19 protein-coding genes and 1 pseudogene are annotated in these 25,169 nt (G+C 39.7%); 2 read left to right on the top strand and 18 right to left on the bottom strand.

The window, feature by feature from the left end; translation table 11 throughout:
- Window positions 1-16 precede the first annotated feature (16 nt).
- From JMY03_RS09695 to JMY03_RS09625, 15 genes are all read right to left on the bottom strand, one after another.
- Window positions 17-1,816 (bottom strand): ABC transporter ATP-binding protein, encoded by a 1,800-nt coding sequence (locus tag JMY03_RS09695; protein ID WP_201603446.1) that lies wholly within the window; start codon window positions 1,814-1,816, stop codon window positions 17-19.
- On the bottom strand, window positions 1,810-2,865 hold the full coding sequence (locus JMY03_RS09690; protein ID WP_201603445.1) for an NAD-dependent epimerase/dehydratase family protein: 1,056 nt from the start codon (window positions 2,863-2,865) through the stop codon (window positions 1,810-1,812). Before JMY03_RS09690 ends, JMY03_RS09695 begins: the two co-directional genes overlap by 7 nt.
- A 45-nt stretch (window positions 2,866-2,910) precedes the next feature.
- A complete protein-coding gene (gene tviB, locus JMY03_RS09685; RefSeq protein ID WP_201603443.1) occupies window positions 2,911-4,188 on the bottom strand; it encodes a Vi polysaccharide biosynthesis UDP-N-acetylglucosamine C-6 dehydrogenase TviB in 1,278 nt (425 codons plus the stop codon).
- A gap of 82 nt (window positions 4,189-4,270) precedes the next feature.
- Window positions 4,271-6,583: a GNVR domain-containing protein gene (locus JMY03_RS09680; RefSeq protein WP_201603442.1), complete on the bottom strand. Its 2,313-nt coding sequence runs from the start codon at window positions 6,581-6,583 to the stop codon at window positions 4,271-4,273.
- 201 nt (window positions 6,584-6,784) lie between these two features.
- Window positions 6,785-7,858 (bottom strand): polysaccharide biosynthesis/export family protein, encoded by a 1,074-nt coding sequence (locus JMY03_RS09675; protein WP_201603440.1) that lies wholly within the window; start codon window positions 7,856-7,858, stop codon window positions 6,785-6,787.
- Window positions 7,859-8,387: 529 nt separating this feature from the next.
- The gene (locus JMY03_RS09670; protein ID WP_227675587.1) at window positions 8,388-9,860 is read right to left on the bottom strand and encodes a capsule assembly Wzi family protein; all 1,473 of its coding nucleotides are present in this window, start codon (window positions 9,858-9,860) and stop codon (window positions 8,388-8,390) included.
- A gap of 58 nt (window positions 9,861-9,918) precedes the next feature.
- The gene (locus JMY03_RS09665) at window positions 9,919-11,124 is read right to left on the bottom strand and encodes a DegT/DnrJ/EryC1/StrS family aminotransferase (protein ID WP_201603438.1); all 1,206 of its coding nucleotides are present in this window, start codon (window positions 11,122-11,124) and stop codon (window positions 9,919-9,921) included.
- Window positions 11,125-11,182: 58 nt separating this feature from the next.
- Window positions 11,183-11,821 carry an acetyltransferase gene (locus JMY03_RS09660; RefSeq protein ID WP_201603436.1) on the bottom strand — a complete coding sequence of 213 codons (639 nt, stop codon included), beginning with the start codon at window positions 11,819-11,821 and terminating at the stop codon, window positions 11,183-11,185.
- A 23-nt stretch (window positions 11,822-11,844) separates the two neighbouring features.
- Window positions 11,845-12,438 (bottom strand): sugar transferase, encoded by a 594-nt coding sequence (locus JMY03_RS09655; protein ID WP_201603435.1) that lies wholly within the window; start codon window positions 12,436-12,438, stop codon window positions 11,845-11,847.
- A gap of 80 nt (window positions 12,439-12,518) precedes the next feature.
- Window positions 12,519-13,685 carry a nucleotide sugar dehydrogenase gene (locus JMY03_RS09650; protein ID WP_201603434.1) on the bottom strand — a complete coding sequence of 389 codons (1,167 nt, stop codon included), beginning with the start codon at window positions 13,683-13,685 and terminating at the stop codon, window positions 12,519-12,521.
- Between the two features lie 9 nt (window positions 13,686-13,694).
- Entirely contained in the window at window positions 13,695-14,972 is a 1,278-nt protein-coding gene (locus tag JMY03_RS09645) for a glycosyltransferase family 4 protein (RefSeq protein WP_265089636.1), read from the bottom strand.
- A gap of 24 nt (window positions 14,973-14,996) precedes the next feature.
- On the bottom strand, window positions 14,997-15,791 hold the full coding sequence (locus tag JMY03_RS09640) for a glycosyltransferase family 2 protein (protein WP_201603427.1): 795 nt from the start codon (window positions 15,789-15,791) through the stop codon (window positions 14,997-14,999).
- A gap of 98 nt (window positions 15,792-15,889) precedes the next feature.
- Entirely contained in the window at window positions 15,890-16,690 is an 801-nt protein-coding gene (locus JMY03_RS09635; protein ID WP_201603425.1) for a hypothetical protein, read from the bottom strand.
- 668 nt (window positions 16,691-17,358) lie between these two features.
- Window positions 17,359-18,357, bottom strand: coding sequence for a glycosyltransferase family A protein (locus tag JMY03_RS09630; RefSeq protein WP_201603423.1), 999 nt, complete (start codon window positions 18,355-18,357; stop codon window positions 17,359-17,361).
- A 123-nt stretch (window positions 18,358-18,480) separates the two neighbouring features.
- Complete coding sequence (locus JMY03_RS09625) at window positions 18,481-19,404, bottom strand: glycosyltransferase family A protein (RefSeq protein ID WP_201603421.1); 924 nt, start codon at window positions 19,402-19,404, stop codon at window positions 18,481-18,483.
- Between the two features lie 195 nt (window positions 19,405-19,599).
- On the opposite strand from JMY03_RS09625, the gene JMY03_RS09620 reads away from it, so the two are divergent.
- Together JMY03_RS09620 and JMY03_RS09615 are read left to right on the top strand one after the other, a co-directional pair.
- Entirely contained in the window at window positions 19,600-20,040 is a 441-nt protein-coding gene (locus JMY03_RS09620) for a transposase family protein (protein WP_201603419.1), read from the top strand.
- 8 nt (window positions 20,041-20,048) lie between these two features.
- A pseudogene (locus JMY03_RS09615) lies at window positions 20,049-20,432 on the top strand (transposase family protein); the annotation flags it as partial.
- A gap of 54 nt (window positions 20,433-20,486) precedes the next feature.
- Here the strand turns inward: JMY03_RS09615 and JMY03_RS09610 are convergent.
- Genes JMY03_RS09610 through JMY03_RS09600 form a run of 3 tightly spaced genes read right to left on the bottom strand, consistent with a single transcriptional unit; the run spans window position 20,487 to window position 25,144 of the window.
- Window positions 20,487-21,479 carry a polysaccharide pyruvyl transferase family protein gene (locus tag JMY03_RS09610; RefSeq protein WP_201603417.1) on the bottom strand — a complete coding sequence of 331 codons (993 nt, stop codon included), beginning with the start codon at window positions 21,477-21,479 and terminating at the stop codon, window positions 20,487-20,489.
- Window positions 21,480-21,534: 55 nt separating this feature from the next.
- A complete protein-coding gene (locus JMY03_RS09605; RefSeq protein ID WP_201603414.1) occupies window positions 21,535-23,070 on the bottom strand; it encodes a hypothetical protein in 1,536 nt (511 codons plus the stop codon).
- A gap of 52 nt (window positions 23,071-23,122) precedes the next feature.
- The gene (locus tag JMY03_RS09600; RefSeq protein WP_201603413.1) at window positions 23,123-25,144 is read right to left on the bottom strand and encodes a polysaccharide biosynthesis protein; all 2,022 of its coding nucleotides are present in this window, start codon (window positions 25,142-25,144) and stop codon (window positions 23,123-23,125) included.
- Window positions 25,145-25,169: the final 25 nt, after the last annotated feature.

The following is a 25,169-nucleotide window of genomic DNA, read 5'->3' as shown; positions in this document are numbered from 1 at the left end:
TCTGCCATTAGTGTCATTAAGCGTGTTTCGCCATCTCCTTAAACTTTGAGTTGCGCACGACTAAATCTTGATAAGTTCCGCAGTCTACTATCTTCCCGTGCTCCATAAAGTAGATAAGATCGCACTTCTCTACCGTTTTTAGACGATGAGCAATCATAATGATGGTTTTTTTGCCACTGAACTCGTGGATAGCGTCCATCACTATCTTTTCAGTGATACCATCTAACGCACTCGTAGCTTCATCGAAGACGAGCACTTGGGCCTCATGATAAAGTGCACGTGCAATTCCAATACGTTGACGCTGGCCCCCTGAGAGCTTTACCCCGCGCTCGCCTACTTTGGTATTGATACCCTCGGGTAATTGGTTGACCAATTCGCTGAGATTGGCAAGCGTCAATGCTTTATTGACTTGCTCTAGGCTGATATCTTTTGCCGGCACGCCAAAAGCGATGTTTTCGGCGATAGTGCCTTCGCTTAAAAAAATACTCTGTGGTACGAAGCCTAGTAAGTTTTGCCAAGCTCGCTTGTTATTGGCGGTAATACGAATATCATCAACATATAAACTGCCGTGCTGCGGAATCAGTAGGCCAAGCAATAAATCAATCAAAGTCGACTTGCCAGAGCCGGAAGAACCGACCAAACCTATCACGCTATTGGCAGGGATACTCATACTGACGCCGTCTACTGCTGCTATCTCTTTGCCGGGATAACTAAATTCTATCTGTTGCAAAACAATGCTTTTGTGCAGACTAATCGATATCGGTGAAGGATTCTCATTAAGAGGTTTTTGCTTATCAAAGGAGCGCTCTAAGTCCTTTTTTACTGCCTCAAAAGCGGCAACATTACCTTTTATAGTAGACACACTGGCATAGATCTGCTGTAGAGCTGGCAGGAGCTTAAAAGCAGCTAGCGCATACACCGCTAAAATAGGTAGCACTTCTCCTAAATTACCTGAATGTAGTTTGATCAGTACCAGCACCAGTGAAATCATCGCCCCAAAAGCGATGAGCTCTACAAAGTACCGCGGTACTTGACTGATGGCGATATTGGTCCCTTGTGCGCGGGCGAAGACTTTGCCACTGTCATGAAAACGCTCAATAAAATCATGGCTTCGGTTGAGCAGTAATACATCCTTAATACCACCAAAGCCTTCGTTCATCAGCCGAAACCGCTGGGTCGATACATTAGATAGCTTCTGACCATTGCTGACTAACTTTTTGCGCACCAATCTATAGAGCAAGAAGTACGCTAACGAAAATATGGACAAGCCTAGAATGGCAATAAGTGGCTCATAGATTACAATACCGACAGAGATAAATAGCGCCAAAACCAGCTTGGCATTCATCCTCACTAGCGGCTGTATGATGCCATTACTGATTCTCGCCGCTTCGGTAGAGACTTGCTTGGTCAGCTGGGCACTGCTGCCACTGGCGTGAAACTGCCAGCTTTGCTGCATATAATAAGTATAGAGGCGATCAGCAAGCTCTGTGCCTATACGAGCGCCAAAGATGGACAGCTTCCAAATCGTAAACATAGAAACCAGTGTAGAAAATGCCAGCATAACTAACACAAACACACCAGTATAAAACAAGAAATCCATGGGATCATTGAGACCGGAGAGCTGGTACAGCTGGGCAAAAACGCCATTGCTCTCAAGTATGCTCATATCGCCAACTAAAGCCATAAAAGGTGCAATAGAGGCAATGCCTAGCAGCTCGGTAAACGCCATGACGACGACTAAGACTTGCAAGACATAAAAATGCTTTAGCTGCTCATCTGTCAGCAAAGCAAAGAGCTGCTTGATGATAGTCAACATAATTTATCCAACGCTAAGCGGTTTTGTAAAAAACCAACGTACCAAGGCATGGCTTTTTTAATACCAGCAACGATCTCAAACTGCGGCTCATAGCCCAAGGCATTTTTAATCTTACTGATATCTGCCTGACTATGACGCACATCGCCTGCGCGAAAGTCCCGATAAACAGGCGCTTGGCGATAGCTTACTCCGTTCATAGCAAGATTATCTTTTAAGGCTGTGAATAAAGTATTCAGCGTCGTACGGCCACCAACTGCGACGTTATAGACTTGATTCTTTGCCTCTTCATTCGCCGTTGCGGCCAGAATATTGGCTTGCACTGCATTTTCAATGAAATTAAAGTCGCGACTGGTATCGCCATCACCATTGATGAACACCTTATCACCTGCGATCATCGCTGCTGTCCATTTAGGAATCACCGCGGCATATGCACCATCAGGCGCTTGGCGTTTGCCAAAAATATTAAAATAGCGTAGACCAATTGTCTTAAAGCCGTAAGTACTGGCAAACACGTCCGCATAGAGCTCATTAACATATTTAGTGACCGCATAAGGCGATAATGGCTTACCGATAGCGTCCTCGACTTTGGGCAGTGCTGGATGATCGCCATAGGTTGAGCTGCTAGCGGCATAGGTAAAACTTGTGACCTTGGCATCGCGAGCGGCGACTAGCATATTTAAGAAGCCTGAGATATTGGTAGCGTTAGTATTGATCGGATCAGCGATAGAGCGCGGCACTGAGCCAAGCGCTGCTTGGTGCAATACATAGTCAACACCTACGCAGACGCTCTGACAATCCGTCAGCTTACGTATATCGCCTTCGATAAAGCTAAACCTCTGCCATTGCTCGCTACTGACTAATCCCTCTACCTCATCAAGATTATACTGAAAGCCAGTAGCGAAATTATCTAAGCCTACTACTTTTTGATTTAGTAACAATAGCTCTTCTAGTAAATTAGAGCCAATGAACCCCGCTACCCCAGTAATCAGCCAAGTTTTGGGAGAGGCTACTAATGAAGCTTTGACTTTTTCGTACGCTATTGCGGTCATATACTCTTCTCTTATCATGTTTTTTTAGGTTATGTACTTATAGCGTTATAGACGAATATCAGTGTCTTCTTTTGCAAAGACATACTTCAAGTCATAGAGCACATGGTCAGCTTTACCAAAGCTTCTAATGTGCTCAGCCCCCATATCAACGAACTCACTATGAGCCACTGCTAGGATAATACCATCGTAGCCGTTAGTTATAGGCTGCTCAACAGGGGTAATCTGATATTCACTCTCAGCTTCTGCTCTATCTATCCAAGGATCATAGACATCCACTTCGATATTGTATTCTTCAAGTTCATGGACGATATCAATGACCTTAGTATTGCGCACATCAGGGCAATTTTCTTTAAAGCTTAGGCCTAAGATTAGTACTTTAGCGCCTTCAACCTGAATACGCTTTTTTATCATCGTTTTAACTAATTGGGTCACTACATACTCACCCATGCTATCGTTTAGACGCCGGCCTGCTAATATAATCTCTGGGTTATGGCCGATAGCTTGCGCCTTGTGCGTTAGATAGTAAGGATCGACACCGATGCAGTGCCCGCCAACGAGGCCTGGACGGAAAGGTAAAAAGTTCCATTTGGTACCCGCCGCTTTTAATACGGCTTCGGTATCGATACCCATTTTATTGAAGATAACCGCCAGCTCATTAATCAGCGCAATATTCACATCACGTTGCGTGTTCTCAATCACCTTTGCCGCTTCTGCTACTTTGATACTTGCTGCTTTATGCGTGCCGGCGGTAATGATTAAGTTATAAACCTCATCTATAAAGTCGGCGACTTCAGGGGTTGAGCCTGCAGTCACCTTTAAGATATTTGTCACGCGGTGCTCTTTGTCACCCGGATTGATGCGCTCAGGACTGTAGCCTGCGTAGAAATCTTGGTTAAAGGTGAGTCCAGAGACTTTCTCTAACACCGGAATACATACCTCTTCTGTCGCGCCTGGATAAACCGTTGACTCATAGACCACGATATCGTCTTTTTTTAGTAAGCCAGCGATTGCTTTTGACGCTTTGATCAGTGGCGTTAGATCAGGCTGTTTAGAATTATCGATAGGCGTAGGCACAGTGACAATAAAGAAGTTACAGTCTTTGAGCTCATTGATATTTGAGCTATAGCGTAAATGTATCGCTTGCGCTAACTCAACATCGCTAACTTCTAGCGTATGGTCCGTACCGCTATTGAGCGCAGCGATACGCGCAGCGTTGATATCGAAACCTACTACTGAGTGCTGTTTACCAAACTCAACTGCCAGTGGTAGTCCAACATACCCCAAACCAATAACAGCAATTTTTAGATTATTTATATTTTTCATAAAGTCCTATCACCTAATCGTTGTTGAAGCGTTTGATAAATCAGCTATATGGTCACTACCCTCGTGACAACACTGGCGCGTATTATCGATTACTGCCATAGGCATAGCTGTAGTGATAGCTATACTTGCCCATTAGCCCCTGTTTTACATCGTTAAGGACAATGCCATCTATATGAATATTAGACTCTTGCATTTGCTTGACGGCATACGTAAGCTGTCTTTCCATTGAGCTATCATAGCGAGCCACCATCAGTACTTGATCAGCATACTGAGCGAGTAGCATGGCATCTGAAGCGGCTAATACTGGGGGTGAGTCGATAATGATATAGTCGTATCGAGATTTTAGTTCGGTGAACAAGGCATCGAACCTTTCGCTAATCAGGAGCGAGGCCGGATTATTGGGATGCTTGCCGCGCGGTATCAAGTCGATATATTCGATACCACTATAATGGATAACGTTATCGATATCCAGATCAGCAGCCGGCTGCGTTGTTTGCCTATCGGCAGTTTGAATATCGGAAGTTTGCATATCAGTACGCTGGACATCAGTGATAGGCTTGAGTGGTTCTGTCCCTTGCTCAAAAGATAGATAATCTGCCAAACCCTCATACTGACTCAGACCAAAGACATGGTGCAGCTCACCCATACGCATATCGGCATCTATGAGCAACACTCTTTTATTTAGTTTAGCGAATATTTCAGCTAAATTAGCGGAGATGAACGACTTACCAACTTCTGGGCTTTCACCAGTGATTAAAAACACTTTGGCCTTTTGGCTCTCTGGAACGGTTGTTGGCGTATTTAAGATAAGTTTTGTTCGCAGGCTTTTGATGGCTTCATAGCTCAGGCTATTATTATCGATATGAGCAAGCATGCGAGGCGCCGCGTTTTTATTCGAGCTAAGCCTAGATAGTGGCGTAGAGCGAGGAATGGTAGCAATAACCGGTATCCCTGTCTTAGACTCGATACGCTCAGGGTCTTTGACGACGTTTCTGATCAGATGCATAATAAAGACCAATAGAGCACCTATTAATGCGCCAGATAAAGTCGCCAGCACCATGATAAGCTGTTTTTTCGGCGTGATGGTTCTATTGGTGTTAATAGGTAGATCGATGATACGAGCATCACTCACTTCGCCTGCTTTAACGATTTTTAATTGCTCATAGTTTTTGAGAATTGTTAGATAAATCTCTCGATTAATTCTGACATCTTCTGATAGCGTCAAAAACTCTCTTTGTACTTCTGGTAGCCTGTTAATCGTATTGTCGATTTCCTGCTGTCTAGCATTCAACACTCTTAGTTGGTCGTTTATTTGCACGACTAGCGGATGCTCATTCGTGTAGTAAGTGGTAAGCTCTGCTTTTCTAAGCTTAAGCTCACTGATTTGTGAATCAATTCCGGCATTTTCACTGAGTAGCATTGACGCTTCTTGTGCCACATCGATGGTGCCCGATTTTTCACGAAAATCGTTGAATATCGCTTCTGAGGCTTCAAGGTTTTGTTTTAGCTCTGGAATTTGTTTTTCCATAAACTCGATAGTCTTGATGGTTTGTTCTGAGCTTCGAGTTTGGTTCTGAGCAATGTAAGAGCGTACGACTTGCTCTAGGGTTAGACTGGCCTGCTCTTGATTTAGGCCGGATAAAGACAGCTCGATAATACCCGTCTGATTGCCTCTTTCTTCTACGGTTAAGGCACTATTGATCGAGTCTGTAGTGATTTGCAGCGATTGCTTGGTGATGTTTATAGGGTGATCACCAGAGGGCAAATCATTAACGGTAATCTCTATAAAGCCCTGATTGCTCTTGAAACGATATGCTTGATTAAGACTGCCTTTAAACTGCTCGCTGTCGTTACTCAAAACAAAACCAGTGTCCGTTCTAGATAACATAAAAGGTTGATCTAACAGGTCTTTGGGCACTGTAAATTGGCTTACTTGTACCAAGCCGTCAGCGGTCTCAAGGGTGACGCCGTCAGCGGTATTCATTTGCACACTGGTATGGTTACTCAATATTCTATCTAGCTGACTAACCGACGGGTCGCTCAACTTAATATCTAAGTGTAGTAACTCAACCACAGGCTCTAACACCATGCGCGATCTAATCAGCTCGATTTGTGCCTGTACTGAACTATCATCAGGTGGCAACAGCTCGGCTATATTTGACCCTAGACCAGATACGTTTGTTGTGGTCTCATCAATCTGAATGAGCGCATCTGATTTATAAGTAGGGTTTTCGTAGCGGATATATAACATCCCTATGAGCAGACCCAATATTGCAAACAGCGCTATCAGCTTCCAGCCGCGCAATAATACTAAAAACAGACCTAGTAGCTCATTATCTTTACCCGTATCTCTAGGGGCGCTGTGTCTAGATAACTCTTTTGAATGATTATTCATAACTATATCTTCATCAGTTAGTATTAGTCGTTCAGCTTAGTGCGTTAGCTGAGTGCCCAAGGTACGCTTATCTTTGCTAATTGCTAATTGCTATCCGCACCGTATTATTAACCTCATAAGGATTGGTACTGTCTTTGTCAGTTGGCCCGTCCCACAGCCCTGCTACAGCTCACGCGGCTACCCCTTCTCACCCTCTTCTACCTAAAAGCCTGAAAGCGTGTTGATTGCAGATGTCGATGGTAATAAAGCACTGATGACTCGGTTCCAACGCGTTAGACCTGTCGGATCAACATAGAGAATGTCATTGGCTTGCATCTCGAAACGATTAGCTAGTGCTAAGCCGGTGATGGTTTTCATGTCGGCATAATAGATATGAGTATAGTTGTACTGTTGATTATCACGGACGATGTATACCCTTGCCGCGTCAGCTGTGAATGAATTAAGACCATTCGACTCACCTAGTACCTGCGCTAAGCTCAGCCCTTGCTCAGGTACAGCAACTGGTGCCACGCGGCCAAACTCGCCCAATACATAGACCCTATTACGGTCTTGACTATTGACATGGATGGAGTCGCCGTTTTGTATGTAGACTTGGTTGGCGGATAAGCCGAGCTGCCGGAGCGACTGTAGTCCTAAGTTGTAGTTTTTACCGCGGCGATTTAAGACGATATTATTTGAATCACCTTCGGTAGTAGCGCCCCCTGCCATAGACAAAGCACTGTATAAAGTGACTGGTACATCAGCAATAGGATATTCACCAGACTTCGCGACTTCGCCATCAATAAAGAATTTGCTACCTAGATAGTTAACCATTTTGACTTGCGGATCTGAGTATTTAAGATAGCGTTGTAACCGACTCTGCAATGTGGCAGTGAACTGCGGCACACTCATACCGCTTGCTTTAAGACGGCCTATCAATGGAAACTGAATAAAGCCTTGCTGATCTACGGTCAGACTCGAGGTTGATTTACTGATATTGGGATAGTCAGTAAGGGCAATACTCATAACATCGCCTGCTTTAATCCGATAGCTTATTGGCGCTGAGGTTTTGATTAAACGAGATAAATTATTATCGAGTACGGGTACCTGTTTGGCTGGCAAATTAGCTATAGTCAATGGCTCCACGTGAAAGGTCATACCATTTTCTGCTACAAAAGCACCGCTAGGTGGCAAACTGCCTACTTGCAGTCCCGAGTTAATACTGGTACAACCTGATATAGTACCCAAGACCAATAAGCACATTATCGTTAAGCGCTGAAAAAGATGAATACGCATAATGAGACCTTTATTAACTGAGCTATGCCAAATCTAAAACAGTTTCATTGCCATTCAGAGCAGCTATGTTTATGGCATTATCTGTCACTCTCTAGCAATCTGCTGTTACCCGCTTAACAAAACAATTATATATAAATAGTTGAATATATATATCTACTTATAGTTATATAGTATTTATCTGAAAAATACAACAAAACTTCATTACTAATTTAGAGGTCTGTAAGGATAGTCAAAACTGCTAAATAGCTAGGCTAAGTTTTTAGCTTATAGAAGGTAGTCATATACTTGGTTGAAATAGAGGCTTATAGATAGTCAATAACTACTAAGCTACTGGTAAGTATGGGATTTAGCTTGTGAATATTATTGACTGTCGTGATAATCATTGAGATAGAATGAGAGTCAGGCACAAAAAAGCGGCCATTGATATGATATCAATGGCCGCTTTTTATGTTATCTAGTGATAACTAGATAACAGCTAGAGCAAACAATGTCTACATTTATAAAGCTTCCGTTCTATAAATGCTCTGGTTTAATAAGTTGCCAGCTCAATACCGACACCAACACCGACATCGGTTGACTCTACATCTGAGTCTACTGCCCATAGTCTTGTGCTAACTTTGGTCAGCGGCTGCAGCTGATACTCCCATGCAACATCGACAGCGGTGAGCTTATCCGTTGTTGGATAGGCTTGGTTATCCGCCTCCCCAGTGCGAGAGTCTAACTCTCCTGACTGATTGACTTTAGCGTGTTGTAGTTTGGCATTGATAAAGTTACGCTCATCAAGCCATAAGCGGCCACCTACTGCCACACTCTCAGCATCACCGCCAAGCGCATAGCCTAACGGATAGCCTTGCTGATAATAACCATCGGTATAGTTAATATGGTCATAGGAGATGCCTCTGACCTCACCGCTGGTACGCGTATCGGTATATTCAGCATACAGCTGATAGGGCTTGCCGTAAGCAGATGAAGCATAGTCAGCGCCGGCTAGATACATGTTTTTAGCCGGTAGGCCGCCCGCTTCATCTTCACCGATATACTGACCGTAGACGCTAGCCGGAACATCAATCAGTGAGGCGAGCTTGAGTTTGGCATCAAAGCCGCCCAATTGGTTGGCTGGATCGCCACCATCACGACCACCATTATCTTTGGTACCTAATATGGCATCACCAAAGGAGCTTAAACTTTCAGGTCGACCCTCGCCGCCCCACATAAAACTACGTGAAGCGCCGACTTCTAACCAAGGCAATGGACTAGCGGTTAGACGCGCGCCAAATAGCTTAGCGTCAGGAACCGCATCATAATCATCCAATTGCCCAGCAAATAGCTGATACTGCCAAGGTCCGACCCAGTTTAAATACTTATAATCAGGCGCAGTTTGCGTATCACGCTGCATAGTAAAGCCGGTCACCGGGATACTAGCATCACCGCGAATCAGGCTACCGTCATGCCCAGGACCCCACCAAGTCGGAATCTTACCAGCGACTAGCCATTGGTTAGCAGCCATACCCGCCAGATAAGAGCCTTCAAAGCTGACGTCAGAATCATCATCTATGAGCTCATCATTCTTGACATTAGCTTGCAGATTGAACTCCCAATTGGCTTCGCTCAACCCTACCGAGCCACTAAGCTGCTGTCCGGCGAGTTTATCGTCGCCGAAGCTCTGGGGCAGCTGTTGACGATCGGTCTGTATAGAGAGCTCGCCAGTCGCTTTAACTAAGGACTCACGATCTTTATTAAGACGGGTTTGGATAGACTGCACGACTTGCTGCTGCACAGGCGTAGTTAACTGGGCGCCCAATAGTCCGCGCTCAATCTCATTAGCCGTCAACGGCCAAGTGCTGGTACTGATCTGAGTGACGCCTTGAGTGTTGAGCCAGTCGATATCAGCCTTTAAGCGCAAGTCATTCATATAGAGGTTTTGCGCAGTAGCGGTTGTGGCTAGCATAGAAGACATTGATACAATACTGGCAGTTAATGCCGTCATTAACTTTTTATTCATAAGGGTCTGCTTTTATAACAAGGTTTGATAAATAATAGCTTAATAATACAGATTATACTTACACAGCATCAGCCATTTTGGTAAATACTTGTTCGATAGCTTGCACAGTTTGTTCAATCTCTGACTCAGTCAAAGTTGGATGTACTAAGAACATGAGACTCGTCTCACCTAATTGCTTGGCTATTGGTAATGGCGCTGCTGGCCGCAGACCTGTATCATCAAAGGCTTTTTCACGGTAGACTTCAGAAGCGGAGCCGGAGAAGCAAGGCACTTTTAATGCATTAATCTCCGCGATAATCCGATCTCGTGACCACCCTGCTGGCAAATTCTCTGGCTGTACGTAGACATATAGTTTGTAATAGGCATGGGTGCAATCGGCAAACTCTGGCGTTTGCTCTAGTCTAGGTACAGACAAATAGCCTTTATCTTGCCACTTTTCACAAGCATCAAGGATAGCATGGGCATTGGCTGTGCGCTTAGCGGTCCAATCCTGCATACGCTGTAGCTGGATACGCCCAATTACTGCTTGCATCTCAGTCATGCGCCAGTTAGTACCAAAGCTCTCATGCAACCAACGATAGCCTGGCGGATGTTGTGTCTCATAAACCGCAGCGTAGCTCTTACCATGATCCTTATACGCCCACATCTTGCGCCATAGTGCCTCGTCGTTGGTGGTGACCATACCGCCTTCACCGCCAGTAGTCATAATCTTGTCTTGGCAAAAGCTCCAAGCGCCAATATGCCCAATACTACCCACGCTACGACCCTTATAAGTTGCACCATGAGCCTGTGCGCAGTCTTCTATCACATAGAGGTCATGCTGCTCTGCTAGCGCCATGATGCCGTCCATGTCGCACGGCCAACCAGCCAAATGCACACAAACGATGGCTTTAGTTTTGTCCGTCAGTACCGCTTTGATGGTCTCAGGCGAGATATTACCAGTCTCGGCATCCACATCCGCAAATACAGGCGTCGCACCTGCATTGACCACACAAGAGATACTGGCAATAAAGGTGCGCGGCGTGACAATCACTTCATCACCTGCACCGATATCTAACGCTTTTAATGCCACATCCAATGCAAGTGTGCCATTAGCAACGGCTACTGCGTATTGGCTGTCTGCCCACGCTGCAAATTCTTTTTCAAACTCGCGCCCTTCTTGCCCTGTCCAGTAGTTAACTTTATTAGACAATAAAACAGCACTGACCTTGTTCGCCTCTTCTTGAGTAAAGCTGGGCCATGGTGAGAAAGGAGTGTTTAGCATAAGGTTCTCAATTTTTTATAATAAGTCATAAGATTTATAGTGTGCTAGTTTTAGCAAATTATTTACTCAAAGGTCGTGCTGGATTACCTACTACTACGGCTCCGGCGGGTACGTCTTTAGTCACCACAGCACCCATCCCAACGATAGCGCCTTCACCAATGATCAAGGGTTTATCAGGTGTGCCTTGGTTGATGACTGCCCCCGTGCCGATATAGGCATGGTCGTGAATATGAATGTTGCCGTTACAGCTGACACGCGGGGCAAAGGTCACATAGTCGCCAATGACACAATCGTGAGCGATATAGCTGTAAATATTAGCGTGAAATTGCTTACCAATTTTAATATTAGAAGTCAGTTGAGTAAAATGACACAGTACTGAACCTTCTCCTATTTCGACTGCATCTAATACAATGCTATTAGATGCTTTTGCAGACAAAACAGCGATATTGTCTTTACTACATTTAGCTACTAATATTTCACGGATTCTACTATCTGCAATGGCTATAACCACTGCTTTATCTTTAGGAGCTAAGCCTAAATAGGCTTCATAGTTATAAATCTTATAACCATTTAACTCTTCGTCTTGTGATCCGTCATCTACAAAACAAATACTTGCTTCTGGATACTGTTCACGCGCTAAAGGCAACAACTCTTTGCCAAACCCGCTAGCGCCATATATACCGATTAACTGCTTCATTTTGACTTCCTTATTATTATTAACTATATATTCCCTTTAAACTTACTCATAGTCGCTTCACCATCAGCGCTAATACCATCTTTGATAACCACTTTTTTTACTGTATTAAGTAGTATTTTAATATCCAACCATAATGATTGATTGTCCACATACCAAGTATCAAGCGCGAATTTTTCATTCCAGCCAATCGCATTACGCCCATTGACCTGCGCATAGCCTGTAACACCAGGGCGCACATGATGGCGGCGCTTTTGCTCATCATTATATAGCGGCAGATATTCCATCAATAACGGACGCGGCCCTACCAAGCTCATATCGCCTTTAATCACATTCCAAAGCTCAGGCAGCTCATCCAAGCTGCTGTCACGCAGACGCTTACCAAAATCTGTTAGACGCTCGCTATCAGGCAGTACATTGCCCTCAGCGTCAACAGCATCTTTCATCGAGCGAAACTTAAGCATCTCAAAGGGCTTACCATGTAGACCAGGACGTGTCTGACGGAATAGCACTGGTGATCCTAAGTTTTTACTGACTTTGTATGCAGTAATGGCGTATACCGGAGAGAGAACCACTAATGCTGTGGTGGCAGCGGTTATGTCGAAGAGGCGTTTTATCATTTATAAACTCAATTTAATAAATATCTGTTAATTTAGAAGATATAACAAGCTATGATTTGTTTGCTAGCATAATTTACGTCTTAATCATTACCAAATAAATCACGAGTAAACACCTTATTAGCCACATCCTCCAATTCATCTGCTAAACGATTAGTGAGAATAACATCAGCCTCTTGCTTAAAATCTGATAAGTCTCGAATAACACGTGAACCAAAAAACTCGTCATCATCTAGCACTGGCTCATATACAATGACTTCAATGCCTTTTGCTTTTATACGTTTCATAACACCTTGTATAGCACTAGCTCTAAAGTTATCTGATCCAGCTTTCATAATAAGACGATATACTCCCACTGTCTTGGGGTTTCTTTTCAATACAGACTCTGCAATGAAATCTTTTCGGGTACGATTGGCATCTACAATAGCTCGGATAATGTTATTTGGCACTTGCTGATAGTTGGCTAATAGCTGCTTTGTATCTTTAGGTAGGCAATAGCCACCATATCCAAATGAAGGGTTGTTATAATGATTGCCAATACGAGGATCTAGGCCAACACCCTCAATAATTTGTCGACTGTCTAAGTCTAGGGACTCAGCATAGCTATCAAGTTCGTTGAAATAAGCGACTCTCATGGCTAAATAAGTATTGGAAAAGAGTTTGACCGCTTCAGCTTCTGTATTACCTATAAATAGCATATCAACATCTTTGGTAATTGCGCCTTGTAGCAATAACTCAGCAAACTGGTGTGCCCGTTCAGAGCCCTCACCTATGATAATACGTGATGGATGCAAATTGTCGTGTAGTGCTTTACCCTCACGTAGAAATTCAGGAGAAAAAATCAAGTTTGGTGTATTAAAAGTTTTTTTGGTCTCTTCGGTATAACCTACAGGTACTGTAGATTTAATAATCATTATAGCTTTAGGATTAATGTTGATTACAGAAGCAATAACCGATTCAATACTTTTAGTATCAAAGTAATTGGTCTGTGAATCATAATTGGTAGGTGTAGCGATAATTACAAAGTCAGCATTACTATAAGCAGCCTTAGCATCTAAGGTGGCTACAAAGTTTATTTTATCACTATCCAAAAAAGACTGGATATCCATGTCTTCGATAGGTGACTTTCTTGCATTCAACAAGTCAATTTTTTCTGGGATGATATCTACTGCTACTACTTCATTATGCTGCGCCAAAAGCATAGCGTTAGAGAGACCGACATATCCTGTTCCAGCAATTGCTATTTTCATGTTCTAATCCTATAAGTATTCGCCAGCAGCGATAGACTCTATATTATTTGTTTTACCTTGAATCGTTAATTCAAGTACAGACATGAGTTGTGCAGCAAGAGCATCTCGATCAAACTCTTCTTCAGCCAGTCTACGGGCAGCCGAGCCCGCTTGTTTTAGCCATTCATCATCGTTCATTACCTCATTAAGCTGCTCTGCTACTAGCTTTATTGGCTGTTGCCACATAGCTAAACCGCAAGAATGCTGTTGCACTAAGTCATGCATCCAGCCCCCATAGTTAAGTAGCACAGGAGTGCTCGAAGCCAATGCATCAAAGAATTTGTTTGCAGAGTTTGGACGCATCTCTGGTAAGTCAATAAACAAAGCAGATGCCATCGTTGCTGCACTCAATAGAGCGGGAATATCTTTTTTGGGCATTGATGGCTCAATAAATAAATTCTCTTCGAGGACTCCAGCACTTTTAGCCTTTGCAATTACCTTTGGTTTTTCTGCACCATCACCAACAAGCAAAATCTTTACGTTAGAATTTAAACGTTGTAGCTCGCTCGCTAACGACACCATGTAACCTACACCATTGATCTTTCCGAATGTACCTGTATACACAAGAAGAGGGCTATCATCTAACCATTCTCGTTCTTTACGGAATTGAGCGGCAGCACTGTCGTCATGCATCATTTCAAAATTATCACTGCTATTTGGAATCACTGCAACTTGATTTGAAGGGTATTTAGTGTTTAGTATGCCTTGCTTCATTCCTGGAGACAACGCAACGATAGCACTTGAGTTCTTATAGGCCCAGCGCTCAAGTTTTTTTGCAACTAGTTTAAGTGCAGGATTTTTAAGGGCACCAATGGCGATAGGGATTTCTGGCCATAAGTCTCTTACCTCAAAAACCATAGGTATTTTTAATAACTTTGAGGCTATAACTGCAGGTATAGCAATAGTTAACGGTGTACTTGTTGCAAAAATAATATCCGAACTTTTAAATGACGCTGTCTTTTTGGTTGCCGCATGAGCAAACTTTATGAATGATTCAATTCTTTTTTTAAATGACATGCTATTGTCATAGGCATTTGGATACCAATGGACATCAATACCATCTATTTTTTCATGAAACCAGTTTGAATGTTCTGTCTTATCTGTCCAAGTCGTAATCATTTGTACTTCATGACCCGCTGCCACCATGCGCTTTGCCATCTCGTAAGAGCGAGTACCTCCAGACATATTAGGAGTTTTAAAATATTGATGTAGATATAGTATTTTCATATAATCTATTCCGTAATTCATAACCACTTTCTAAAAATATAGAGATCAAAATATCTTTTTCAAATGCCTAACGGTTGCTAGAACCCTAGTTAATAAAAAAGTTTTGTCAGAACGAGGTGAAAATAACATTTTACTATATAAATAAGTGAGATATGCGACTCTTTTTATTTCTTTTGGTTTATCTATTCTAGATCGTGTCGCTGAACCTTCTCTTTCACATACATAGTACAAGACATCATTATCAGTTTTTTTAATACCTTTAATTTTATTAGATATTTCTGTCATAAATAATGAGTCTTCACCAACTGACAGATTTGTATTAAACCTTGTCTCTCCAATCATCTTACGATGAAGCATTTTGGCGACTGGCGATGAGAAATACTTTCTAGATTTTGTTTTTGAAGTCTCAATAGATTTTAGTTTTAAGAAAGAGTTACCAATATAGTTGGATTTTAATGAGCTCAAATCTTTCTCAAAGTTAACAATGTTGGTTATACCCATAAAACTTTCGCTAGTTACTGAACGTAATTCCGCAAGGTAATTTTGGCTAATCAAGTCATCATCATCAAGGAATACAATAAAGTCTTCTGTAGAGTTTTCAATTAGAAAGTTTCTTGCATTTGAAACACCTGCCTCTTTGATATCAAAAAACTCATAATTAAAGTGATAATTTTGCAATACAGTCTGAATATATACTTTATAACTACCCTCCGAGCCATTTAATACCAAATATACTTTGAATTCACTTCTTGATAAAGTTTGATTTTCTAAACTGTCTAGACAACGTTCTAAATAATCGCCTGGTTTATAAGTCGGGACTAGAACAGCAATATCTGACATACCAACCTCCAAATCATGATAAATACCTCTTAGGTACTACCGATACTCTTCTTATTCTTTAACAAATAACTATAAATAAATAAATAAATAAAATTTTATTAAAAGCAACAGCTACAGAATATAAACTCACCTTTATATTGAAATATAAAAAGCTTAGAATTAAAATAGAGAGGAGAAAAATAAAAGGAATTGGGAATAATCGTTTTAAGTCTAGTATAATTGTAATAAAACAGAGCAATCCAGATAAAATAAAATAGCACCGATAATGGTAGTCCAAAAAATAGTAAAAATCGCATGTATCCAGCATCTACTGACATATAATAACCCGATCCATTCACATTAGAATAACGAGCATCTCCTATCAGCATAGTTTCTTGAGGTGGAACATAGTACATATCTTCTAGTCCCTGTAATGAACTGACACCAAAATTTCCGTAATCAATAAAATGTTGGATTGGCTGGAAAACATAGAAAATATATCTTGATATAGATGGAATATCTAACTGCAACAAAAATATTGAGAATAGAACTACAGATAACGGGACTAAAAAAACAAACTTTATAATTGAAAACCAGCGATTTTCTTTTGAACTTATCAATAAATAGCTTAATAAAAATATTCCAACTCCTGCTATCGCAGTTCTACCAGCAGATAGTACAGCAATGGCAGTAAAAATTAAGATTATATAATCAGCTACTGTCAGTTTGTTATTTTGGATTATTAATTTAAGACAAAACACAATGTATAAAAGCTGCGCTAAAGTTACCGCTAAACCAAAAGCAATAGAACCTGATAAACCAAGTCCTCTTGAACCCTGATATCCAGACAATCTATCGATTTGTTCAGTAGTTTTTGTAAAAGAATTTATTACTTCAGCCGTAGTTGGAAAAAACAACATAAAAATTATCAAAAATACCTGTATATACAATATATATTTAAGGTAATTATATATCGGTAGAAAATCATTTTCATCTTTACGATATGAATTAAAAATATATGAGGCTAGTAAAATACATGCAGGAATTGATGCTAAAGTGTGTAATAATGGTCTTGAGAAGGCGAAATCGTAAGTGTTTCTGAAAACTGTGTATGAAACAGTAAACATAAAAAATATAAAGTATGGCAAAACGTTTATTAAAAAGCATATTTATTTTTTATTAGAGAAATAGAGAGAGAGTGTATATATTATTATGTTTAGGATGAAGTAAGAAATAATATCGGAATGTAATACAATACACTATATAGCTAAAGTTAGGTAAAGCCATTAAAATTAACAGCATATATAAATAAAAATGATAGAACTATTGCAAGAATATCAAAGACTTTTGTATATAGTAACAATTTTATTCCTTTTTTGCAGTTCTAGTATCTATTAAATTTTTATTGAAGTAGTATTCAACTAATCTTTTCTATGGAATTGATTAAGAATAACATATACATTCGACGTACTCTAAAAAATGTTATAACTCTTACTAGGGTTGATCTTATAGCAAATGTATGTATAAAAAATACAAAATAGATTCATACCAGTAGCATCTTGGCATAAATAAAATATTTTCATGTCAGTTAAACCAATTTTCTCTTAAGTTTTAACAAAGAGTATGTAATACTATGTATTGGTTTGGAAATATTTAATGGTAATGAAGAGAATATAGTATAAAAACCAGACTTAACAGGTTGAACTTTAAAAAACAGCTTACCTCTAAGTACAAAATTTTCATCTACTAACATATGCATATTTCGATTCCAAGCAACCGTTAGTAGGTTATTATATCTTATTTTCAATTTTCTGATAATTTCATCAGAATAGTCTTTATTCAACATTGCCATTAAAGTTTGGTGATGAAGATCAGGATCAATGATACTTGTCTTAGTTACCATGTTTATGGAATCTGTAAAGTATATAGCTCCAATATGCTTAGACCAGTACATACTTTGAGCGGCCTCTATACATCTTAACCAAGTATCTACATCCCCCCCCATGGTTATTTTTCCTTCAGGAAACATTCCAGCTTCTACTAGTACAGCCTTTTTAATACACGCTACAGATGTCCATATAGGTCTTCCAAAATTAATCTCACTTGAAAGATAGTCTGAGAAGCTAATAGTATGACTTTCTGCATTTCGTCTGGAATAGTTATCTAATCGATAAGCATCGTGTTCGTATATCTTCCAACCACAAGATATAATAGAGCATTTATCATTGCTTATTACAGACTGATAAACATTATTTAAATGATCAGGATACCACTCATCATCTGCATCTAAGAAAGCGATCCAGTCTGACTTAGCATTGGTAATACCGAGATTACGAGCTGCATAACCCCCAGGTCCAGGTTGTTCTCGATAAAGTACACGGATTCTTGGATCATCAAACTTAGCAATTTCCTCATTGCTGTTGTCTGTTGAGGGATCACAAACTATAATCAACTCAAAATCACCAAAACTTTGTTTCAAAACTGAATTTATAGAACGATAAATATGTGGCTCTTTATTATATACAGGGACCACTACGGAGAAAAAAGATAATCGCCTTTTTTTCTTTATACCGATACTATTATTCATTTTGCTTATCCTTAAAAAGACACATCGTAGTTATTATTTATACAAAAAGAAAGTCTATTTTATTTAATAAAACACTAACTAAGTAGTATAAAATATATATACTGCTAGTAACGCTAGTCATACCTATAACAGTTTTCTTAACATCAAAACCTTCAGTAAAACTTTTAATGACTTAGAAGTAGTTATTGAACGTAACAATAATTTTTTATCTACTTTCGTACGTGTCTCAAAAGACACTTTTACATAGTTTGAAGTAAAAATACCCATACGACGTCGAAGAAGTTTGTTTTTAAGCTTATTTGAACGACTTTCATTTATAAGTTTATGTAATGAGATCAAAATAGCACGCTGTCCTTCTACATGCTTAACACCTTTCTTACCTGTCATTGTAGAATTAGCTCGAATTCTACGTAAGAAATATACTTTTTTACTTACTACATATTTTGAAGCACTAAATAGTAGAGGATAGAATATCTCTTCGTCTTCATGATAAAAGTGATTGAACTTTAAGTTATTATCGCTCCATATAGAGCGATGACTTACATATAGACAAGGGCTACATGAAAGTTCAGGGTACTGCACTAACTCTTTCAAAAAATCATTTTGGTTATTATATCTACCTTCGAAAGGCCTTATATAACAAGGGTTAAAACTTGTTCTTTCTAGCATAGAGTCGAGAAAAGACTTACCAGAGAATAACAATATATCAGGTTGGTTATTATCTACAAGCTGCTGCTTTACATGCTCTACAAAACTATCAATCAACAAGTCATCAGAATCAAAAAAATATAAATACTCCGATGTTGCTTGATTTATACCTATATTGCGTGCAGCTCCTTGTCCTCTATTTTTAGTTTCAATGAGCTTTATTTTCGGTATTAGATTATGACATCGAATAATCTTCGAGGTTTTGTCATTACTACCATCATCAATAATTATAATTTCATCTGGTTCTTTCGTTTGATTAGCTAGTGAATCAAGTGTTTCCTTAATATAGTCTTCGACATTATAAGCGGGTATGATTATTGTTAATGAGTGTTTAAACATATTTACCCTTAGAATTTTTAATTTAAATATATGTATAGTTATAAATGTCAGTATTATATACTAACGAATAATCTATCTTCTTTTCTGTTTTTTACTTTAGCATTTAAAAAATTCTATATGCTTAATTTATAGACCTCTTGCAAAAGTAGTTGTAAGACACAACGTATATTATTGAACTCTACTTACTTAATAGATATGCCAAACATAAATAAGCTACTCAAACAAAGTGACGCTGGTTTTAAACGCTACACTGGCATTCATAAAGCCACCTTTTATGACATGCTTGATGCCATGCAAGAGCATGAAGCATCTAAGACCAAATCAGGCAGACCAAGTGTGCTCAGTCTTAAGGAGCAGATACTACTCGCCCTGACTTATTGGCGTGAATACCGCACGCTTTATCATATCAGTATGGACTTTGGTATTCATGAGTCTTCTGCTAGCCGTATCATTCGTAAAGTAGAAGACGTACTTATCGATTCAGGTAAGTTTGAATTGCCTAAAAAGTTGCCTAGTCGTGTCGATGAGGACATCAATTGGTCAGTCGTCATTGTCGATGCCACCGAAACCCCTATTGAGCGTCCAAAAAAAACCAAAGAGACTACTACAGCGGTAAGAAAAAACAACACACCTTAAAAGCGCAGGTTATCGTTCATTGGCAAACTGGTTTGATACTTGATGTGCAAACCTGTAAAGGGTCAATCCACGATTTTAAGCTGTATAAAGATACTTGTCCTGACTGGTTACCTTGTGACGCCAAGCTATTAGCCGATAGTGGTTATCAAGGGTTAGCAAAGCGACATAAGCAAACTTTCACACCATTTAAGAAACCTCGTGGTGGTCAGTTATTGGAGATATGCAAACAGGCCAATCACTATCTGGCAAAGTTCCGTATTGTGGTTGAGCACAAAATAGGCTTAATCAAGTTGTTTAAAATCGTGGCTCATAAATATCGCAACCGTCGTCAGCGCTATGATCTTAGAATGAAGCTGTTTGCTGGTATCATTAATTTCGAGCTAAACCTATGACTTTTGCAAGAGGTCTTATAAATAAACTATATATTGAGGAATTTGATATGTAGCTTAATTTTTTTCGCTATCTCTAAAATAATCTTGTATTACTTTCAATATGAGGTTTTTATCATAATATCCTTTTGGTAACACTGCCTTTTTTGCCATCATCTCAAAATCAAGTGTATCAATATTTTCTTCTTTAATTGAAATATGTGATACTTGAGATTCATCTATAGTAGAAAAAAAATCTTTAAACTTAAAATCATTTCCTATTAGATTATTATCACAGACTTCTAACCAGACCCATGGTATCTCGTAAGCTTGTGCAATTATAAGACCGTGTAAAGATGTAGATATACAGACAGTAGATGAGCTAATATTATCAACAACAGTTTCAACGTCTTCTTGTACATCGATAATTTTCAAATTATTTTTTTCTATTACTTTTTCCAAAAAAGCTGATTTATGTATATGATGAGGGCAAATCCCAATTTTCTCCTTATTTTCTACAGAGGGCTCATAGAACAAAGGTAAAATTAAGGCAGGGTCGCCGTATGCATTTTCATTTTCAACTGTTATACCAAGTTCTGCTAGGTATTTAGCCGTTTTCTTTCCTCTAACTGATAAAACTTTTGGTTTATACTTTTTAATACTAACAGCTACTTCAAGATTTGGTTCATTTATTAAACCACTGCCCCAAATTACTATATTTTTTCTATCGATCATCTGTATGATGCTACCTACAGCCATCATACCAGCATAGTTAGAATTTTTGATATTCACAACTGACCTGCCACTTATTTTAGAAATCAAATATGGTCCAATAAGATCACCAAAATTAGGCTTTGTATCCCAATAAAAAACAGGTAATGAGTTTTTAACCGTTTTACTCTTGCGATCGAAGAAAGTATTTTCATTATTAGAATATACTGCTATCGGCCTCTCTTCCTCTAAAATAACCGATGCTTTATCAATAACTTTTTGAGGAGTTAGCTTTTTTACTTTTGAAAATACATAACTGTTCTTTTTCAAAATTCCAAACAAATAACTCATATATTTCATGTTAGATTATCCAGAGATTATTATGTTGTACTTTACTTATGAACTTATCTTAAAATTAAATATTTTTATGTGAAAATCGTTCTGACATAACTCTAATTTTATTAAATATTGCGTTTCGTTCAAATCTACTAAATCCAAATAATACTACAGCAATAAGAACAAAAAAAGATATAATTATGGATTCTAACCAAAAACTAAAGTCATGGAATATGTACACCAATAACCAATAATATAATAATACCACTACACTAGAAATTACGATTGAGCGTCCTAAAACTTCCTTGAGGTACTCAGCTACCGGCAAGAACATTAACTTCTTTAGAATTATTAATCTTGCTATCAGAGCAAGAATAGACATTATGATACTCACATAGACTACTACGTAAGGTTTACTCCCAAAGCTCAGTACCAAATATGATAAAGGTAGGTTGAGCAATAAGAACCCTCCTACCACACTTTGATACAGTTTTATCTTACCAGTAGCTTGTGCAGCAGTCATTAAAGGCGCGGATATACAGTCGATAATAATGTTAACTATTATAAGCTTCACAAATATAGATGTATACTCAGGTACAGAGCCAAGCCACATATTTAAAACAAAATCAGTATTTATTAGTATTGGTACAGACAAAAAAAACAAGAGAAAAAAATTATACTTTGCACCATAACAAACTAGCTGATGCATATAAGCCATATCTTGTGATGCGTAGGATTTTATAATTTGAGGATTAATTGCAACTTGCAAGCTTTGCACAAACTTGTTAAGCGCATTTGATACCTGCATTGCAATAGCCCTAGCAGCGTTAACAGATGGTCCAAAAAAAATATTGAGTAATATATTAACTCCTTGGCCACTCATCACTGAGGCAATATTTCCAAATAAATTCCAACCTGTATAAGACAGCATAACCTCAAAGAGATTTTTATCCCAATATAATCTAAACTTTGACTCCACAAAATTACTCTTGCAGTAAACTCGATATACTAAAGCTATAATTAATACAACTATAAAGCTTAAAAATCCATACAGTATTAATTTATCAAAACCAAACCAACTTAATACGAAAACTATTATTAATTTTAACAATACATCAAGAATACTTACCCATGCAAACACTTTCATTTTTTCGTGCGCGATAATTAAAGCATTGTATGGCACACTAATTATAGTAACCATAAAAGACAATAATGATAAATGAAAAACCCATTGGGCAGCAATTATTCTATCAATGGGTATGGTCAACTGCGTTCTTACAAACCAAAGACCTACTGTTTCACCTAATAGAAATACAAATAAAGCAATAAGCACATGAATATTTAAGCTCATGCTAAAAATACCGCGTATGTCTTTATCACCTATTTTACCAATTTCAAAAGTAAGAAAACGCTGTGTTGCTGAAGACATTGCACTATTTAGAAATCCTAACATGATTACAAAGCCAGCGACTACATTGTAGATACCGAAGTCTTCAACACCAAGAGTTTGTAATATAACCCTTGAAGTATATAACGCCACTGCCATAGTAAGTAGCATGCGGAAATAAAGCATGCCCGCATTTTTTGCTATGCGTTTGTATTTATTACTTTCCACTTGAGTAAATGTCCTTAGTATTAACTAAATTAGTGTGCGAAGTAATACTTTATTAAGACACTGAGTTAAGTTTCTCAAGGTTATAACTTATATCTTTAGTTATCGTATTCGCAATAGGAGTACCATCTTGATAACCCGCGACAAAATAGCGAAACTCTTGTTTGAGCCAATCAACATCATAGTTCTGTGCTCTTTGCGCAAGCTCGTTCAACGTCTTTTCAATATCTGTCAAAGGAAAGCTCGACTCCATTGCCTGCATGATCAGCGGATGATCCGTATCTTCGACATTATCCTCACCAATGATAAGCTCCTCATAGAGCTTCTCTCCTGGGCGCAGTCCGGTATAGGTAATCTCGATATCACCATAAGGGTGCTCTTCGTCTTTTACCTCAAAGCCGCTTAACTGAATCATACGCTTTGCAAGATCAACGATTCTTACTGGAGCGCCCATATCGAGGACAAACACTTCCCCACCTTTTGCCATTGCCCCTGCTTGAATGACTAAGTTTGCCGCTTCCGGTATCGTCATAAAGTAACGTGTGACATCTGGATGGGTCACAGTAATAGGCTTACCCTGCGCGATCTGCTTAGTAAATACCGGCACTACTGAGCCTGATGAGCCGAGTACATTACCGAAGCGCACCATACTGATGAGGGTATGGTTATTATTCGAATTGTTCTTTTGGCTGAGCGCTTGACAAACTAATTCCGCTAAACGCTTAGTGGCGCCCATGACATTGGTTGGTCTTACCGCTTTATCAGTTGAAATAAGTACAAAGGTCTCAACCTTCGCTTCGATAGCGGCGCGAGCACAGTGATACGTGCCCTTGCTGTTATTTATTGCACCTTCAAAAGGGTTATGCTCGACGATAGGCACATGCTTGTAGGCTGCCGCATGATAGACGGTCTGGATTTGATAGCGTTTGAGTACACGTAGTAGATTGGCTTCATTAGTGACATTACCGATCACTGCGATGACTTCGATGCCTTGATAGATGTCTTTGCTAGCGACTCGAGCGATCAGCTCTTGATGAATGCTATAAAGCGCAAACTCAGATAGCTCGTAGAGTACCAAAACTTTGGGCTTATTTATGATGATTTGCCGGCATAGCTCGCTACCGATAGAGCCACCAGCACCAGTGACCAGTACGCATTTATCAGCGATATTATATCGTAATAAGCGCTCATCAGGCTCGACAGTCTGCCGATCTAGTACATCTAAGATATCGACTTTGCGCATACTACTGACAGTGACTTTACCATCGACTATCTCTTCTAGGCTTGGTAGCTCTTTAATTTTAATCGAGATACCTTCTAGCTTATCGATGATCTGCCGCTTGCTAGCACGGCTAATAGAAGGAATAGCTAAGAACACTTGGGAGATATCAAGCTTAGACACGACTTCCACTAGCTCATCAGGACCATAGATGCGCTTGCCTAACACATAAGCGCCAGTGAGCTGAACATCATCGTCAACAAAAGCCACAACATTATACTTATGAGAGTTTCTGAGGCCCTCTAACAGCTCTTTACCTGCCTCCCCTGCACCATAAATAAGTACATTATCAGAGTCATCATTGAGCTGACGCTGCGGTCGCTGACCTTGCCAACGTGCAAGTAGCTCGCGAATAGTTAAACGACTATTCCATAGCCAAATAAAGAATAAAAACAAGTATAGAATAGGTACTGCCCGTGGCATACCGGGTATCAGATCAAGATACAGCGCTCCTTGTGCGATGACAATCAGCAATAAGAACAGTTGTAGCACTTTGCCCATCGCGGAGTCGAAGAAGCTACGGGCAACACCTTTATAAAAACCTATAAGGTATAAACCAATCACCGGGATTAATGCATAAAGACATAGCGCAACTGGGCTAATATGATTGCCCATATAGCCATAGCGTGCTGCAATGGCGAAATATAAGCATACCGCTGACATCACAAAGTCAGCCGTCATCAAGATAGCTTGCTTAGCGCTGCGCGGTAGCGCTAGTAGATACTCAGCAACCCGTTGCGACCAACTGGTCGCTTCTTGGTGCTGCTGAGTGCTAGTAGGTTTGGATTCTATCGACATAATGGACAACTATTTTATTCATACT

The sequence above is a fragment of the Psychrobacter submarinus genome (assembly GCF_904846685.1).
Taxonomy (GTDB): Bacteria; Pseudomonadota; Gammaproteobacteria; order Pseudomonadales; family Moraxellaceae; genus Psychrobacter; species Psychrobacter submarinus.
The sequence above is the reverse complement of the archived record's forward strand: the minus strand, read 5'-3'. Positions and strand labels throughout refer to the sequence as shown.